Source organism: Asticcacaulis sp. P2_B1, assembly GCF_056404915.1.
The window spans coordinates 24,238-42,756 of sequence record NZ_JBFUDD010000023.1; the positions used below are offsets into that span (position 1 = coordinate 24,238).

General features: G+C 60.1%; 9 protein-coding genes. 6 read left to right on the forward strand and 3 right to left on the reverse strand.

The window, feature by feature from the left end:
* Entirely contained in the window at positions 1-1,155 is a 1,155-nt protein-coding gene (locus tag AC1DX3_RS24145; protein WP_476991918.1) for an efflux RND transporter periplasmic adaptor subunit, read from the reverse strand.
* A gap of 486 nt (positions 1,156-1,641) precedes the next feature.
* Here AC1DX3_RS24145 and AC1DX3_RS24150 point away from each other — a divergent pair, with 486 nt between their 5' ends.
* The 5 genes from AC1DX3_RS24150 (at position 1,642) to AC1DX3_RS24170 (ending at position 12,495) form a co-directional block, all read left to right on the forward strand.
* Positions 1,642-3,675, forward strand: coding sequence for an alpha-amylase family glycosyl hydrolase (locus tag AC1DX3_RS24150; RefSeq protein ID WP_476991919.1), 2,034 nt, complete (start codon positions 1,642-1,644; stop codon positions 3,673-3,675).
* A 202-nt stretch (positions 3,676-3,877) separates the two neighbouring features.
* Positions 3,878-7,246, forward strand: a complete 3,369-nt coding sequence (locus AC1DX3_RS24155; protein WP_476991920.1) for a glycosyltransferase — start codon at positions 3,878-3,880, stop codon at positions 7,244-7,246.
* 92 nt (positions 7,247-7,338) lie between these two features.
* Positions 7,339-9,510, forward strand: a complete 2,172-nt coding sequence (locus tag AC1DX3_RS24160; RefSeq protein ID WP_476991921.1) for a glycosyltransferase — start codon at positions 7,339-7,341, stop codon at positions 9,508-9,510.
* Between the two features lie 123 nt (positions 9,511-9,633).
* Positions 9,634-10,701, forward strand: coding sequence for an SGNH/GDSL hydrolase family protein (locus AC1DX3_RS24165; RefSeq protein ID WP_476991922.1), 1,068 nt, complete (start codon positions 9,634-9,636; stop codon positions 10,699-10,701).
* A gap of 51 nt (positions 10,702-10,752) precedes the next feature.
* Positions 10,753-12,495 carry an HAD-IIIC family phosphatase gene (locus AC1DX3_RS24170; RefSeq protein WP_476991923.1) on the forward strand — a complete coding sequence of 581 codons (1,743 nt, stop codon included), beginning with the start codon at positions 10,753-10,755 and terminating at the stop codon, positions 12,493-12,495.
* Between the two features lie 120 nt (positions 12,496-12,615).
* Here the strand turns inward: AC1DX3_RS24170 and AC1DX3_RS24175 are convergent, their stop codons facing one another.
* A complete protein-coding gene (locus tag AC1DX3_RS24175) occupies positions 12,616-13,779 on the reverse strand; it encodes a glycosyltransferase (protein ID WP_476991924.1) in 1,164 nt (387 codons plus the stop codon).
* A 53-nt stretch (positions 13,780-13,832) separates the two neighbouring features.
* Between AC1DX3_RS24175 and AC1DX3_RS24180 the strand changes: the two genes are divergently transcribed.
* The gene (locus AC1DX3_RS24180; protein ID WP_476991925.1) at positions 13,833-15,479 is read left to right on the forward strand and encodes a glycosyltransferase family 2 protein; all 1,647 of its coding nucleotides are present in this window, start codon (positions 13,833-13,835) and stop codon (positions 15,477-15,479) included.
* Here the strand turns inward: AC1DX3_RS24180 and AC1DX3_RS24185 are convergent.
* The coding region (locus tag AC1DX3_RS24185) for a glycosyltransferase (RefSeq protein ID WP_476991926.1) at positions 15,476-18,519 on the reverse strand (3,044 nt) is incomplete at its 5' end. The two genes, AC1DX3_RS24180 and AC1DX3_RS24185, sit on opposite strands and share 4 nt — an antisense overlap.

Here is an 18,519-nt window from a genome sequence, read left to right on the forward strand (position 1 = left end):
TCAGTTCTCCGCCGCTGCGGGCGCCGGCTTGACCGGTTCGGCCTTGATCGCCCCTTCGGGCTTCAGACGCATGGCGCCTTCGACGATAACCTTGTCGCCGGCCTTCAGGCCCGACTGGATCTGCCATTGATTGCCGATCATGTCGCCGGTGATGACCTTCTGACTGTGCGCCTTGCTGTCGTCGCCGGCGATCAGGACGCTGGCCCCACCCTTGGGGTCGAGAATAACGGCGCCTTGCGGAATCAGGATGCCCTGGGCCACCGTGCCCTTGACGATGCGCGCATTGACGAACATGCCGGGCAACAAAAGCCCGTCGGGATTGGCGAAGACGGCGCGCAGGGTCACCGACCCGGTCGACGGATCGACACTGACATCGGAAAACTCCAGGCGGCCGGTTTGGTTATAGGTCGAACCGTCATCCAGGGTCAGGGTCACATTGGCATGGTCGGCCTGGCCCAGTTCGCCGGTGGCGATGGCGCGCTTCAGCTTCAGCACGTCTGCGGCCGACTGGGTGATGTCGACATAGATTTTCGACAAATCCTGGACGGTGGCCAGCGCGGTCGCCTGATTGGCGGTGACCAAAGCGCCAGGCGTTACCGACGACTTGCCGATGCGGCCCGAGATCGGCGAGGCGACCTTGGTATAGTTGAGATTGATGCGGGCGGCCTGGGTGGCGGCCTTGGCCGAGGCCAGGCTGGCGGCGGCGCTCTTTTCGGCGGTCGTGGCGTCGTCGAAGTCCTGCTGGCTGATCGCCTTGATGGTGATCAGCTGCTGGGCGCGTGCCACCTTCTGCTGGGCGGCGTCATAATTGGCCTGGGCCTGCTGTTGCGCGGCCGTGGCGCTGTCGAAGGCCGCCTGATAGGTGGCGGGGTCGATTTGGTACAGCGACTGACCGGCGGTGACCAGGGCGCCTTCGGTGAACTGGCGCGCCTTGATGATGCCGCCGACCTGGGGACGAACATCCGAGACCAGGAAGGCCGAGGTCCGGCCGGACAGTTGCTGGGTGAGATCGAGCGGTTGGGTCTGGACGACGATATAGCCGACCGCGGCCGGACCCTGGGGACCCCGGCCGCCGGCCTTGTCGTCCTTTTTGGTGCAGCCCGTCAGGGCCAGGGCGACCAGCAGCGGGACGATCAGAACGGAAGGTTTCAACATCAGGGCCTCATTCGAATACGCTTCAAACGCCGGCCCACACCGAATCCGGCGTTGCGCCATAGCTATATTTTTGCACTGCACCTTTTCCGGTTCGCGGCGCCGGACAGACGAAGCCCGAGTCGTTAGGCTGCGCTGGTAACAAGCCAGGAACACAGAAATGTGACACGTCTTTCGTGTCATAGAAACATTTCGTTGCGATGGGAACCTGATTCCCCGGGAATATATGAAGTGAGCGCAACAGCCCCGCCGGCGAAACGGAGACGACGTGAATACGTATTCACGTGCCGTGCCCATTTTCCCCTGCAAAAAAGACTGTAAAGTCATGTTTCGAGGATAACGCGCCTAAAAATAATAATATAAAAAGAAACTATTCTGTCATTCGACGAATAGACCCAACTGCACGTCAAGAGGGATATCAGAGAGTCGCCTCTGCATTACTTGTGTGATGCGGAAAAGGTGGCCTGTTGCTTGACCGGGGAGCTTTACATGACCAAACCATCCGTCCTTATGCACGCCGTTCTGTTCGTGATGGCGACCATTTTGGTCACCGCCTGCGGGGGTGGAGGCGGCGGCAGTTATTCGGGCGGGGGAGGCGGCGGGTCCAGTTCCAGTTCCAGCAGCTCGAGCAGTTCGGCCCTGGCTATCACCATTCATTATAAGCGCACAGCCGGGGATTATAGCGGCTGGGGCCTCCATCTGTGGAACGACACGACCGGCACGCCGGCGATCGCCACCGCCACGGCCACCGATTGGGCCAGTCCGCACGCTTTCGACGGCGTCATCGATGGCTGGGACACGGCCGTCATTCCGCTGATCAATGCCGATGCCAATCTCAACTTCATCATCCACAAGGGCGACGCCAAGAGTCCGATGCTCGACCTGCACGTCGACCGGCAGACCTTCGGCGGCGATGTCTGGATCGTCCAGGACACGGCGACCCTCTACGCCAGCAAGACGGACGGCGATGCCGCGGCGGCGCGGGTCGGTCATCAGGCGGACGCGATCGATACGGCGGCGGTCGCCGTGACTTCGACCACTAGCGCCTTGCCGGCCAACTGGAACCAGCGGGGCCAGTTCATGGAGATCTTTGTCCGCTCCTATAAGGACAGCGACGGCGATGGCAAGGGCGACCTCAAGGGTGTGACCGCCTCGCTCGACTATCTGAAATCGTTGGGCGTCACCGGCCTGTGGCTGATGCCGGTCTATAAGAGCCAGGACCACGATCACGGCTATGCCGTCGAGGATTATCGCGCCATCGAGACCGATTACGGCAGCCTGGCCGATTTCGACGAGTTGGTGACCCAGGCCCATGCCCGCGGTATCGGTATTGTGCTCGACTATGTCATGAACCACTCGGCGGCGCAGAACCCGTTGTTTCTCGACGCCGTCAGCGACACCACCAATGCACGGCGCAACTGGTACGTCTTCAATGCTACAGATCCGGGCTGGGGCGGTTTCGGCGGCGCGCCTTCGTGGCGCATTTCCGAAAGCGGCTATTATTACGGGCTGTTCGCCGACAGCATGCCGGACTGGAATCTGAAGAACGCCGATGTCGTCGCCTATCACATGAACAATCTGCGCTTCTGGCTCAATCGCGGCGTCGACGGCTTCCGTTTCGACGCCGTCGAGACCCTGGTCGAAAACGGTTCTTCGGCGTGGTACAATCAGCCGGAAAACCACGCCCTGCTCCTGCAGGCCCAGACCGTCATCACCGGTTATCACAACCGCTTCATGGTGTGTGAAGCCGCTGACCATCCCTCCGATTATGCGGCGATGACCTCGTGCGGCCATGCCTTTGCTTTCTTCCACGGCGGCGATATCAAGACGACGGCGACCAGCGGCACGCTGAACGCCGGTCTGGCCGGCTATCTGACGGCCGCCGACCGTACGCGTCTACCTCTGTTCATCTCCAACCACGACTCGTTTGCCGGTAACCGGCCCTGGCCCGACCTAACGGGCCACGCCGAGGGTGATTACCGCATCGCCGCCGCCATCGAGATCCTGGGCTCCGATACGCCGTTCGCCCTCTATGGCGAGGAAATCGGCATGGCCAATAACAGCGAGTCCGGCGACGGCGGCATCCGCACGCCGATGAGCTGGACCGGGGCGGCGCCGGCTGCCGGCTTCTCGACGGTCGCGCCCTTTCGCGGCCTGTCGACCAACTATACGACCCATAATGTCGCCGCCGAGGACGGTGTGTCTGGGTCGCTGCACGACTGGTATAAATCGCTTTACGCGGTTCGCACGAATTATCCGGTCCTGCAGTCCGGCGATTTGACTCTTCTGTCGCCGGTCGGCGCCTCGCATCTTGTCTTCCTGCGCAAGATGGGCGGCCAGACGGCGGTCGTCCTGATCAACCTGTCATCGGCCGCACAAAGTCTGACCGTCGATACCGGGATCAATCTGGCGACCTTCGGCGGCATCTACCCGACCCTCGGGGGATCATACACCAGCGCGGCCTCGGGTAAGGTAACGGTCAGCGTGCCGGCCCAGGGAGTGGTAATCCTGCTCAATCCCTGACCCCAAAGGCTTGACAGGGCAGGGCGGAAGACCCATTTTTAGTTCAGCGTCCCACCCCGATCGCAGTATGCCGGTGCCGCATCACGACGTGGCGTTTCGTGCTGGCACGCTTCTCGATATTCGGAAATGTTGAGTGCGTAGCCGGTTGACTTGACCTGTGCTCTTCCTATAGTTCGCGGCCAGACAGGTCGAGGACGGATGCGTGGCGAATTTCAAGGGTAAGGTCGAACGCGTTCGCAATAATAAGGTCGAAGGCTGGGCGTGGCATGACGGCCCGGATGCTCCGGAGGTGGCGCTCTATATAGACGGGCAGGTGACGGCGCGGACGGCCGCCGACCGGATGCGTGGCGATCTGAAGGCCGCCGGTATCGGCGATGGCCGCGGCGGCTTTCTTATCGATATTCCCTCGGAACTCTGCGACGGCGGGCTGCACAAGCTATCGGTCAAGATCACCGGCGCGGCTGATTTTCTCAATGCCTACCCGCTGGTCGCCGTCTTACAGAACGCGGCGGAGGCGACGCCGGTGCCGCCCAAATCGTTACCGCCTTCCGAGATCAAGATCGCCGCGGCGCCGGTCCAAGCCGTTGCTCCAACACATCAGGCTGCAACGCATAGGGGTAGTGTATCGGTCGTGCGCGGGCGCGCCCGCGTCGTGGTTTCAGGCTATCTCGCAGATGCCGACCTGCCGGCTCAGATCGTGTTGGGTACGCAGGCGGTCACGGTAACCCAGCTTAATGACGATAGCGGCTTCACCGCTGTTTTTGCCATCGCTGGCGATGCGCTTTTACCTGGTGTAGTGGGCGTCAATGGCGTCGTCTCTGTGATAGCCGTCACCGAGGCCGCCTTTCACGCCGGAATTCGTGCCGGCGACCGAGTCACCGGCCATTATCTGCCGCTCGACAACCTGTCCGTGCCGCAGTCGGTCCGCGTCCGCGCCGCCGAGCGGGTGACGCTCACCCTGGCCGTTAGTGACGCCGGTGCGGTCTTCGACGAGACAGGGCCATTGGCCGTAAGCTTCGGCATTGCTGCCGCTGACTTGGTCCACGCTGCCCAGGCTCGCGACGGCCATTTTGTGCTCGACCGTGGACAGGCGGTCGATATCGCCCTGGTCGACGGTGACGATACAGTCTTGGCCGGCGACTCCGTCCGCTTTTCCGAGCCGGTGACATTTCATCTGGAGCGGGCATCGGCCGAAGGCATTGTCGGTTGGATGGTGCGCGACGACGATAAGACCCGCCTTGCCGAGATCGATATTTTTCTCGAAAAGGTTCGCTACGCGACTCTCATCGGCGATCGTCACCGTCAGGACGTGATTACCGCCGGCCATGCCCTTAAGGGCGGCGGCTTTCACATCATGCCGCTCCACCCCGATGGCGGTCAGGTCCGAATCCAGTTCGCGCCGCGTTTCAGCCGTGACTTTCTCGACCTCAAGACAGGCCCGCTTGACCTGCCGGCACCCGCATCGCGATTGGATCAGGTCTATAGCGGCCTGATCCAGTCCAATGACGTCACCGTGCTGATCCCGGTACGCAATGATGCCAAGGAGGCACGTCAGCGTCTTGAAAACGTCCTGCAGCATAGCGGTGACTGCCGTATCCTGATTATCGACGACGCAAGCAATGATGGCGAGACGGCCGACATGCTGGACAGCTTCCGGGATAAGTCCGGCGTTACCGTCCACCATGAACCGAAAAGCCTGGGTCCGGTGGGGGCACTCAATCGCGGTATCGAACTGGCGGGTGACGACGACGTTGTCATCGTTTCGCCGGGCGTCAGCGTTGGCCACGGCTGGCTGGCCGGCCTGCGCGCCGCCGCCTACAGCGACCCGCGCGTCGCTACCGCGACACCCTGCTCGAACCATGCCGGCGGTTTCAGCGTGCCTGAAGTCCATGCCGACAACGCCTTGCCGACAGGCCTGCGCACCGTCGATACAGTACGCCTTGTCAGGCAAGGGGGAGGAGGGACCTATCCGCGCGTGCCGGTCGGCAGTGGCTTTTGTCTTTATATCCGCCGCGACTGCCTCGAGGCCGTGGGCGCTTTCGATGCAGAAGCCTTTCCCAAGGGCGGCGGTGAGGACCTCGATTTTTGCCTGCGCGCCGCTCGCGTCGGCTTTATCCATGTCATCGACGATCGAACTTTCGTCTATAACCGGCGGTGGGCGCCGGCCATGCCGAACCGCCAGGCCCAGGTCGCCGCCGACCGCAAGATCGTCGACGAACGCTTCCCCGAATACGCCGCTCTTGAAGCCAATTTTGCTACGGAGCCGCCTATACTGGCTATGCGCTGGCGCATACGCAAGGCTTGGTCCGACCACACGCCGGAGAGGACGCCGAGACCGCGCGTTGCCTATGTCATCTCCACCCGCAGCGGCGGCACGCCCCAGACCAATCGCGACCTGATGCAGGCGATCGAGGATCGCTACGAGCCCTGGGTCATAGCCTGTGATTCCCATCGGATCGAACTGATGCGGTTTACCAACGGCCGCGAGGAAACGGTCGAGACGATCCGCCTTGACGCCCCAATCCATCCGGCCAGCCACGCCAGCAGTGACTATGATGACGCGGTCGCTCAGCTCCTGCTCAAATATGGCTTCGAGTTGGTCCATATCCGCCATCTCGGCTGGCACGGTATCGATTTGCCCCGTGTCTGCCGGACCCTGGGCTTGCCGGTTGTACTGTCCCTGCACGACTTCTACAGTGTTTGCCCGAACATCAAGTTGCTGGACCAGGATCAGGTGTTCTGCGGTGGCAAATGCACGGCGACCCCGGGTGACTGTGATGTCGAGCTGTGGCCGCGCGCCGAGCTTCCGCGGCTCAAGCATCATTTTGTCCATCGCTGGCAAGCCATGTTCGGCGAGGTTTTCCCGCAGTGCGACGCCCTGGTCACGACTTCGGAAGGCGCGCGGGATATTGTCCGCAAGGTTTACCCGCAAGCCGCCGACGCCGATTTCCGCGTTATTCCGCATGGCCGCAGCTTCGACACGATCGATCAGCTTGCGGTGAAGCCAAAGCCTGGGGAGCGCCTGCGCGTCCTGGTGCCCGGCAATATATCGCCCGCCAAGGGATCGGACCTGATCAACGCCATCGTTGCCCTGGACACGGACAAACGGATCGAATTCCATTTGCTCGGCGATCCGGGCAAGGTCGTTATGGCCGATACCGTGATCCGCCACGGTCTCTACGTGCGCGACGAGTTCGCAACGAAGGTGGCGGCGATCCAACCGCATATTGGCGCTGTCTTGTCGATCTGGCCGGAGACCTATTGCCATACCCTGACCGAGATGTGGGCGTCAGGCGTGCCGGTCGCCGGAATCGACATCGGTGCGGTCGGAGAACGTTTGCGTATGCACGGTGGCGGCTGGCTGTTGCCTTTCGGTATCGACGCTCGGGCGGCCTGTGAACATCTGTTGGCGGCCGGCAAGGACTGGGATGACCGGACGGCCGAGGTTGTGGCCTGGCAGGGTGGTTACAATATGACCTATGGTACCGCCGAAATGGCCGATGCTTACGATGTCCTGTACCGCGATTTGTGGCGCCGGCAGGTCACAGACCGCGTACCAATTCGTACCTGACAGGTTTTTTAAGTTGCGAAGCCTGGAACGATGTTGTGTAAATAGCCGCATTGCTGACACTTATGAATTTACCGGTCACCGAAAAGATATCCATGTCGGAAAACGTTGATAGCGCCCTGAAAATCCTGCTCGCGCGCAAGCCTTCGGACAAGGCGCGCATCGAACTGGCCTCCCGTCCTGCTGACAGTCTCGTCTATGGCATCCTGCTGAGCGACGAATTTCATGAGAAAATCCTCACCCCGTTGAAAGAGGCGGATACCTTCCTTCACGACGCCAAGAAGGTCCAGCTGACGCGTGACGACGTTCAGTGGATAACGGCCTACCTGCCGTTATCGAGCTTTTTCCGTGACAAGCTGCCGACCGTGGAAAATTGGCGCGACCTGTACGAAATCCTGCTTCGCGACAAGGTCATTCGCGACAACCTGAAGAAGTTGTACCCGACTCATAAGCACTTGCCGCGTTTCACGGCAACGGCCGATGCCATCGCCGAGGTCCTGGTGGCGCGCCGGAAGTCGGGCGATGTCGGTATCAAGGCGGCGCCTGTGCCCCTGCCGGCCGCGAAACCGGCTACGCCGGTGAAGATGCCGGTCGTTACCAAGGGAGCGACCGTGGCCAAGATGATCGCACCCGCTGAGACGACCGCCAAGAAACCTGTAGCCAAGACCTCCGAGGATGCGCCCGACAAGGTGTTGTTTGCCAATCCCGCCGATGAGCTGGTCGAGGCGCGCGAACTTTTGAGCAGTCTGCGCGGCAATGACAGTTTCGAGTCGTTGCGCGGCAAGTTGTTTAAATATTTCGGCAAGGCCCAGGGTGTCGGCCTGGTATGGATCGAAACGCAAATAGCGGAAGAACCGCTCGCGGACGCCTACCTGCAGTATTTTGTCCGTTTCATGGTGTCGCGTGTTTACCTCCGCCATTTCATGAATGAGACCTGCTTCAACCTGGTCGCCGAACTGGTCGCCGACAAGACCCATCTGAAGCGCCTGTCCGACTTTGACCGCTCACGATTGCTCCGCACCTATTTCCTCAGCGCCATGCGTTCCGGCCGCGCCGACCTGGCGGTCAAATGCTATCGCGACGCCATGGTTCGTTATCCGTCTGAATGGGAATATTATTACCAGGTCGCCGACACTATCGCTTTCCAATCGCCCCAGGAAGCCATGGACCTCTACGACTATGCCCTGAAGCTGGGGCCGACCATGAACCCGGCCAACCGCATATCTATGGCCGACTTCTTCGCCCAGGAAGGCCGTATCAAGGAGGCCATGCTGATCCTGTTGGGTGTGCTCAAGGACACCAACATCAATAACGACGCCTATCTCGCCCTCGCTAACATTGCCCTGTTGCAGGGTAATCGCGAGGTCTGGACGGCCCACGTCAGCACCTATTTCGAGAAGCAGGGCCTGTCAGCCGCCGATTTCGCCGTGCCGGATGCCAAGGGGCTCTTCGCTTTCGGACAGGTACTGAGCGATAAGCGTGCCGATCACCCTAAGGTGACGATCGTCATGACCAGCTTCAATGCCTCTGATACCTTGGGCGCCGCCATCGCCAGCATCCAAAACCAGACCTGCGCCAATTTCGAGCTGATCATCGTCGACGATTGCAGCAGCGACGGTACGCGCGCCCTCATCCGAAAGGCCGCGGCAGCCGATCCGCGGATCAGCTTTATCTTCAACGACGTCAATATGGGCACCTATTGTTCCAAAAACAAAGGTGTGCTGATGGCGACGGGCGAATATGTCACCTTCCACGATTCGGATGACTGGATGCATCCGGCGCGACTGGAACGGCACCTCGACGCCATGACCCATGGTTTACAGGCAACGATCTCGTCGTGGGTGCGCATGCGAGCCGACGGCTTTACCGTGACGCGAAAAGGGGGAGGGTATCTGCACCGGAATCCCGCATCGACCTTTATTCGCAAGTCCGTCTTCGACGAAATCGGGCTGTTCGATTCGGTGCGTACCGGCGCCGACACCGAAATGTTGTGGCGGATCAAGAACCGTTACGGCCTGACCTCGGTGAAGGAATTGCAGGACACCCTGGCTCTGGGCTTGCAACGCGACGATTCACTGACGACCGCGGGTGTGGCGGCCTTCGATGAGTATCGTTTCTCACCCGTACGCCTGCGCTATGCCGAGTCCTGGGTTCGGACGCACTTCACCGATATGATAAAGGGCCAGATCGAATATATGCCCTATCCACATCGTGAGCGCGCCTTCGCTGCGCCGGAAGAAATCGCCGTTTCCGTCTTCGACACTTGAGAACGGTGGGCGTCGTCAGGCTATTTATCCGAGTATAACGTCGTTGCCGTGGACTCCCGGCATTGATCTTGCCTCCGCAATTCGTATATGGACATGGCTGATGTCATGTTCCGCGAGCGGGTAATGAAAGTAATCTTCATAGGTGGCTCTAACACCTTCATGACGGGCGGCTATGTCACCCAGACCTTGAAGGCTATGAAGACGCCGGTTACCCGTCTGGAAAATCTGGCCGTCGGCGGAAGCCCGTGCGTTCTCGGTTTCGATCTGCTGCTCGACTATCCCGATCTCGGCGATTTCGACCTCTATGTCATCGAATATATGATCAACGACTATACACTGATCAAACGCCGGCCGGGCGGCGAAGAGACGTGGTATGCCGCCTATGAAGGCATGATCCGCCATATCCTGACACAAAATCCGCGTGCCAGGATTGTCTCGATCCTGTTCGGGCGCCGCGACGATGCCTGCGTTCCGGCGCAGGAGATCCTGCGCAAGGGCATCCGCAAGCTGTCCAAGCATTATGGGCTGTCCGTCATTGATATCGACGGTCAATTCCGCACCCAGTATGAAGGTAATAGCGCCGGCTTCCAGGCCTTGTACCGCGACAGCGCCCATTATTGCCGTCCCGACATTACCCAGATCATCGCCAAGAAAGTGGCCGGCCATCTTGATCGCATGATGGAAAGTGAGCCTATCGTTCAACCCTTGCTGCCCCCCTTCCGGCCGGGCTGTTTCGACAGCTTGAAAACCGTCAACCTTCCGGCGCTCGACATGCCGGGCTTGGAGCGTGGCCACTTCGAGAACTCGCGTTTTAGTCTCGACACCCTGATCCTTCGTCCAGGACACGACCTAGAATTGACCTTGGGAGGCGATTTGGTATCGCTTTCTTATATTACGACGGCGAATGGTTGCGCCCTGAGCCTGATCGAGGACGACCGCGAAACCATGATCGACACGGTGCACGAACGTGTCGCGAATGGCGAGTTCGAATTCATCGTTCGTGGTTTTCCTATGGTTCGCAAAAGCTGGACGGCAGGAAAGGAATCCGTCAAGGTTGTTTTGAAAGCGCTGACCTTGGAAGAACGCGAAGAACGGATGGGGTCCTATCAAAAGATGTATAATATGATCGCGCCCAAAAATACCGGGGCAGATTCGACAATTCATCTGCTCAAGACCGTTTATCTAGATTGACGTCTAGTTGCATAGAGATATCGTGGTCAGCGCGAAGTGTAAGGGAGTAACATGGCGGAAGCCATAAGACTGGTTATCTGGGATCTCGATGACACCTTTTGGAAAGGTACGTTGAGCGAAGGCGGAATGGAATATCTCCAGGCGGCGCACGACATCGTGGTTGCTTTGGCGAAGCGCGGCATTATGAGCTCGATTTGTTCGAAGAACGATCTGGCCAGCGTGCGACCGATCCTCGAAGACAGCGGCCTGTGGGACTATTTCATCTTCCCGTCGATCAATTGGGAGCCGAAGGGCCAGCGGATCGCCCACCTCATCGCGGATGTGCAATTGCGTGCGGCGACGGTGCTGTTCATCGACGATAACCCGATGAATTTGGAAGAAGCCAAGCACTACGTGCCCGGTATCCAGACCGCCGACGAAACCAGTATTCCGAGCCTGCTTGCCGATCCACGACTGGCAGGCAAGGACGATAGCGGCCTGTCGCGCTTGCAGCAGTACAAGCTGTTGGAAATAAAAAAGGCCGATGAGGTCCGTGCCGGCGGCGATAACGTCGAATTCCTGCGCAGTAGCGATATCCGAGTCATCTTCGAATACGATGTCGAGGCCCATCTCGATCGTGCTATCGAACTGATCAATCGCACCAACCAGCTGAACTTCACCAAAAAGCGCTTGTCGGAAGACAGGGAAACGGCGCGCGCCGAACTGCGCGAGCTGTTGTCGCACTATCAGACTCAGGCGGCTCTCGTCCATGTCATCGACCGCTATGGCGACTACGGCTTTGTCGGCTTTTACGCCATTCGCCGGGCACCCAAGACGACCGAGTTGATCCACTACTGCTTCTCGTGCCGTACCCTTAACATGGGTATTGAGACATGGCTGTATCAAAGGCTGGGCGCCCCCAAGCTGGAGGTCGTCGGTGAGGTTTTGACCGACGTCATAAATGACGCCAGCGAGGTCGATTGGATCGAGGTTCGCACCGACGCAGAGTCCGCCCACGAAGAAGCTGCCGGGCACAAGTTCGACACCATTGTTACCCATGGCGGCTGCGATCAACGCGCTGTCRCTCACTATTTCTCGGCGCACACGGAACAGGAGTTCGGCGAGTACAATATTTCGCGCGATGGCATCAATTATCGTATCGACCATACCCAGGTACTGCGCCTTGCCCTGGAGGGACTACCAGAGGAGGCGCGGCGCGACGTTTTCAATCTCGGCTATGTCGAAAGCGACTTCGTTACGGCGCTCAGCGATCTTAAGGGTGATAACAACCTGATCATCCTCAGTTTCTGGATGGATTCGGGCATACCGCTCATGCGCCACCGCCTGACCGGTACGCTCATTCCCTTCGCCGAAGACGCCTTGGCCAAGGCCGAGGAAAAGCGCGATTCACCGGGCCATGCCAAGATTCGGCGCACGATCGCCAATCGTTTCAAATTGGTCGGCAAGGTCAGCGACGAGGCTTTCGGTGATAATCTGCGCGTCATTTTCGCCCATCTGGCCGGCAAGGGGCGCGTCTTCGTCATCAAGGGCAATGGCCAATACGGCTTTACCGGCAATACCTGGATGACCAACAAGATGCGCCTGAACGGCATAATCGACATCGTGGCAGACGAATTCAATCATGTCACAGCACTCGACATCACGACCTATATCAAGGACCAGAGCGAGGTTCAGACGCCGAACCATTTCGATCGCATGGTCTATTTCCGGCTTTATTCCGATATCATGAAATGCATCGACGCTGCGGATCTTCCAGCGGTGAAACCCGCGGTAACAGTCGCCGTTGAAAGCTAAAGCCTGGAAGATCGTCTATTGGGTCTGGTCCGGGGCAAATCGCCTTTCGGACAGCATTTGCCTTAAAGACACCAATGAAATGTTGGGCATGACCCCGCCGGCGACCTGGGGCGGCGCGGGTCAATCTGCTGTTGTGGCCGCTATTCCGACTATGGAGTTGTCATAGGCCTTACGCATATCGGCACGTGCCTGGTCGCCCAAGGCATGACGCCGTGCCGCATCGTGAATGAGACCAGCCAATACCTTGGCGGCAGCCTTGACATCAGGTTCGGCCCACTGGGCGTCCGGCCCGTTGTACATGATTGATGCAGGCACCCGGTGCGATGGAATCAAGATTGAATTATTGTCGGTCATGAAATCGAGATTACCCGACCAGCCGGTGGCGATAACCGGCAATCCGCGCGCCATGGCCTCGGCCAGCGGCAGGCCATAACCTTCGCCGCGATGCAGGGACAGCAGGATGTCGCAGGAATTGAGCAGCCTGGCCTGGGCGTCATCATCGAGGGTCTCGGCAAGAAAGATGATATCGCTGCGGCCGACGGCGCGGTCCTGCAATGCCTTGAAAAGGGGATAGTTCTCCGCGCCAGCCAGCGATTTGACGATCAGTTCGGCACCGTCGCCGGGCTCAAAAAAAGCCTCCAGCCAGGTATCGATGGCGCCCTGAGGGTTCTTGCGGTCGAAACCGCTTCTCGGATCGAACAGGGTAAGCACACGGACGCAGCCGCGCTCGAAACGTGTCTCGACCTGGGGTGGGACCGGTACGGCATGCGGCACAACGCGCAGCTTTGCGGCCGGTAGGCCGGCACGGATCAGGGCATCGGCGACGAAGCGACTGGGGACCCAGATCTCGTGAAACCACCTTGCCACCGATATCCAGGACACCGGCGCCAGATCGCTTTCCCACGCCCAGTAGCCGATACGATAAAGGTGTTTCCAAGCATCGTAGTCATGGCTGAACAGGGCGATTTCGGCCTCCGGCGCATTGGCATGGATCAGCCAGATGTCGGCGCCTTTCGCCATGGAGAAGGACGCTGGCGCGCTGGTAAGCAGGCCACGGTCGAATGGCCGTAAATCTTCGCTCGCCACCTCATAGCCGGCCTCTTTCAAGGCATGGAGCGTGAGGGCGCCGGCACGGCCGATGCCCAGGGCCTCATTGAAAAAACCCGAGACGATGACACGCTTGCCGGCAGGCCGCGAACCTTCCGCCGCGGCCCAACGGCGCCCGCGCAGAGCGAACTTGAGACGAAAAAGACGTTTATGGACGGCAGCAAGCAGGGATTTCATCTTGCGTACTATAGGCGCCATGGCCCAAAGTGCAATTTGTTCAGGAGGCGACCATGGGCGATGACTTGCTGGCCGGTTTGCGCGCGAACAACGGCCTGACAATTGCCCAGGACGGCGCGCTGACCATAACCGGCGCCCTGCCGGAAGCCATATCCCGTGAAGCGATGACACTCGGGGGACAATATGTCATCCGCCCTCGAAATCTTCATGTCGAGGTCGAACTGATCGAAGACACATCGGCCCGGCGCAGCTTGATCTATCTTCGCGACGGCGATATCTACCTGTTTATCCGGCCGGGCGCCTATCGTCTGCGCTACCGATTTTTGATGCGGCCTGGTCAATATCAGGACGCCGGCCTGACTTTGACGCGCCTCGACACGAAAGCGAAATTCGATTTCTATGCCGCCAAGCTACGCGATGTCCTGCGCCGTCCGCCTTCACAATGGCTGGGAGTCTTGCGGCGGCTGGGCAAGCCGTCGCCCGGGATTACCGGCGCCAAACTGGAAACCGCGGCCGTGGCACAGGCCGAGCTCGCGACCAGGTCCGCGCACAATCTTGACGGTTGGACCTTGTCGAATGCCTCGGGGGTTGGTTTTTATGCGGATATCGCTGGTGTGCTGGCGACCCTACCGGCATCGGCTAAAGCAGTGATCGCCGATGTCGATGTCCGCCAGACAGACGGCTCGGTGCGGCCGTCGCTGCAAACTGGTTTTTGTTTCGATCGCTGGCATGCCGGCCCGCCGGCGGATGCCGTGTTGTTGACGCGCGGTGAGATCGATTTGACAAACCAGATCGTCTATCACGTGCCGCTGGCGATCGGCCGCCGCGAGACCGTCCAGGCGGTCCAGGTGAAGGCAAAGGTCTTCGCCGCCGATCGCGACGACGCCGTCTCGGTCATCATCCCGACCAAGACACACGCCGACTTGCTGCAGGCTTGCGTCGATTCGCTCGACCTCAGTTCGGTGACCAAAGAACTGATTATTATCGACAACGGCGCAACGCGACCCGATATGATCGCCTGCCTGCGTGATTTGTCGATGCGTCCGAGTGTTCGCGTTCTGCGCCACGACGCGCCGTTCAATTTCTCGGAACTGTGCAATATCGGCGCGCAGGCGGCGCGCTACCCGACCCTGCTATTCCTCAATGACGATATCGAGGCCCTCGACAGCGGTTGGTTGACCGCCATGTTGGCCTACGCGGCGCGAAAAGACGTCGGTGTAGTTGGGGCGCGTCTGCTCTACCCGTCAGGCGACCTGCAACATGCGGGCATTGCTACTCACCTGATTCCGGGACCCGGCCACCCGTGGCGCAGCCTGCCGGAAACGCGATGGCGCGGCCATCCCATCATCGACGCACCGGGCGAGGTCGACGCCGTGACGGCCGCCTGCCTGATGATCCAGCGCGACCTGTTCCAACAGGTCGGCGGCTTCGATGAGGAAGCCTTCGAGGTTACGCTCAATGATGTCGACCTGTGTCTGAAGGTCAGGGCGCGCGGGTTGAAAATCATGTACGTGCCGCAGGCCACCTTGCTGCACAAGGAAGGTCAGTCACGCGAGGCCGATGACAGCGCCACCCAGACGGCGCGGCGCGAACGCGAGCTAAAAGCCTTTTATCAACGCCATGATGTCCACGCCCATGAATCGCTGTTCTGCTCGGCCAATGTCCGGCGCGACAGCGATACGGGAGAATTTATCTTCTAATCTTCCAGCACCGCCCGCATCACATCCAGACCGGCGCTAAAGCCGTGATAGTTCTGGATATAGTCCTGAGCATCAAGCGAATAGCGATTCCATTCGCGCGGACTGATGCGATACAGGCGCAAGGTTTCTTCCACCAGGCCGTCGGCGCCGTTGGCGATAAAGACGGTTGCCCCATCCTCCATCGGCATGCCTTCGGCGGCGATGTCGGTCGCGATCACGGGTACGCCGTGGGCCAGGGCCGCGAGGACCTTGCCCTTGGCGCCGGCGCCGTAACGCAGGGCGGCGACGAACAGACGCGAACGATCGAACCATGGCGCCAGGTCGTCGACCTTGCCAGGCACCAGCACGCGATCGGAAGCGCGGTCCTTCAGTTCCTGAGGCGGATTGGCGCCGACCAGCAGCAGCTTGGCATCGGGCAATTCCTGGCTCAGTTTCGGCCAGATGTCGTCGAGCAGGAAGCGCGCCGCGTCGATATTGGGCGGGTGATTATAGCCGCCGAGAAACATGATGTCCTTGCGTGCCATGTGGGGCAGGGAGGTGTCGACGACATCCTCGATCAACGGCAAGACCGCGACGGCGGCTTCCGGCACTTCGTGGTGCAGGATGTCGCGTTCGAACTCGGAGTGCACCAGGGTGACGTCGGCGGCTTCGGCGAGAGCGAATTCGCGCGCTTTCATCGCCTTGGCCTCTTCGCGCAAGGCATCGCTGTTCTCTAGGTCGGCCTGCCGCTCCATACGCAAATAATGCAGATCGGCATTGAGATAGATCAGCTTGGCTTGTGGGGCATATTGCCGGATCAGGCTGACATTCTTGAAGCCGACATTGGCGCGGATGACCTGGACGACGTCGTAAAGCGCGCCGTTACCGGACAGAATTTCCGTCACCGAACGCTCGAACGGGGCGTAGAAACATTCGACGCCGGTCGCCTGCATGGCCTGGACCTGGGTGCGTTCGAAGAGGAAATTGTCCTCGGGCACGAAGCTGACATGATAGCCCAGGGCCTGATAATAGCGCATCAGATCGATGGTCGCCTTGGAACCGGCATCCTGGGTCGGTGTCGGGTTGCAGGCATCGAGCACGAGCACCCGTTTCGTCACAGCGCGATCACGTTCCAGCGACGGTTGGTGGCCGTTTTCACGGTGCGTTTCCAGTACCTCTTCCCAGCGCGCGAAGAACTTCTGCTTGTTGACGACCTGATAGGCCTTGGCACCTTCGCCGACATCGGTCCCCGACGTCTTGCCCTCATAATGCACCACTTTCGACAGGGGCTGCATGATGACGGAATAGTCGAGTTCACGGACGCGGAAGGCGAGATCGGTATCTTCGTAATAGGCCGGCTTATAGCGTTCGTCGAAGCCGTCGAGACGGTTCCACAGATCCTTCGTGATCATGAAGGAGGCGCCGGAGACATAATCGACGGCACGGGCATAGCAGTAGGCAGGGCGGTTCGGATCGTCGTGGCGGCCGTAATTCCACGCTGAGCCGTCCTTCCACACGATGCCGCCGGCTTCTTGTAGGCTGCCGTCGGGATAGAAGAGCTTGCTGCCGACCATTCCGGCTTTCGGGAAATGGGAGAAGGTCTCCAGCATACGATCGAGCCAGGATTCGGCGACGCGTGTATCGTTGTTCAGGAATACGAGATATTTGCCGCGCGCCTGTTGGGCTGTCTTGTTGCAGGTCTCGATGAAGCCGCCGTTCTGCTCGTAGCGCGTATAGCGGACGCCGTGAACCTGTTTCAGCCACTGTTCGCTATGGTCGGGCGAAGCATCGTCGCCGATCAGGATTTCGAACGTGTGGTGTGAACCCTGACGCAGCAGGCTATGCAGGCAGTTGAGCGTATAGGCCAGTTGACCATAGATCGGGATGATAACGGAGACGTCCGGGGTTTCTGACAGCGACGGGCGGGGCAGGGCGTTAAGCGCCTTGACGGCGGCATCCCAGCGCGGCGATTTGCCGAGCAGGCCGTACTCATCGAGGAAAGTTTTACCGAGATAGGCGACGTCGAGCACGTCGTCGTCGGGACGGATGTCGTGAGCACTCAGTTCCTGACCCGGCCGATCGCGCTTGGGCCACCCGACGGTCGCTGACGTTCCGCCGGCACTGCCGCCAGCGCTGCCTAATAACAAGTGTGCCGTGCTCAGCGGATCGTGGCTGCCGCCACCGAAACGAGCGCGGGCTTCGAGGAACAGGCCGACCTTGGATGAAGGTTCAATTCGCCGGCTTTCGCGCACACCATGGCGCAGATAGTGGAAGAACGGGTTGACGCCCGATCGCTTCAGGTCATCGTGCGCCGTCAGGTAGAATTCCGTCGAGAAGCCCGGCACCGGGTCGTAACCTTCATTGGCGCCGAAGACGACATAGTGATTGACCGGATCCATCAGCCGGCGCTCATTGCCGCCCAGCTGCAGGCGATAGAAGGTGTCGTCGAAGGCCGAGCGGCGCAGAGCGCGCATGGTGGCGAAGGATTTTACGGCATTTTTCGGGCCCTGGCGGCGGCCGATCCGGGCCGACCACATCAGGTCCTTGGCCAGACCCTTGGCCTCGGTCAGCAGGGAAGGCTTCTGCTGGAACAGAGTGTAGGCGGCGACATCGCGGTACATGGTCTCCAGCTTGCCGCTGGTATCGACTTCGTCGAGATCTTCCAGGCGGATATCCGGTGTCGGGCGCAACCGTGTGCTGAGTGGATTGGGGCGGAAGTCGGTAACCGGCTCGTCGCTATAGTCGAAATTGACGGCGCCCAGCTTGGCGGCACCCATGCGTTCGTCGGGCGCCGGCAGGCGGTGGGTAAAGCTGAAATCGAGACGGACCTTGATCAGGCCGCTCAGCGGTCGCGTTGCGATATCGATGCGGCGGGCGGCATCCTCGGCCGGCAGGTCGAGCAGGCCGTAATCCTCGCCATTAATATAGGCGCGGACCTGCTGGGGCCCGAAATTCTGCGGGATATAGAGATCGATGCGCAGGCGATTGACCTTGCGGCGGGAGGCAAAGGCCAGATCGACTTCGGGCGTTGCCCAGTTGTCGTCATGCATGCCCTTGGTCG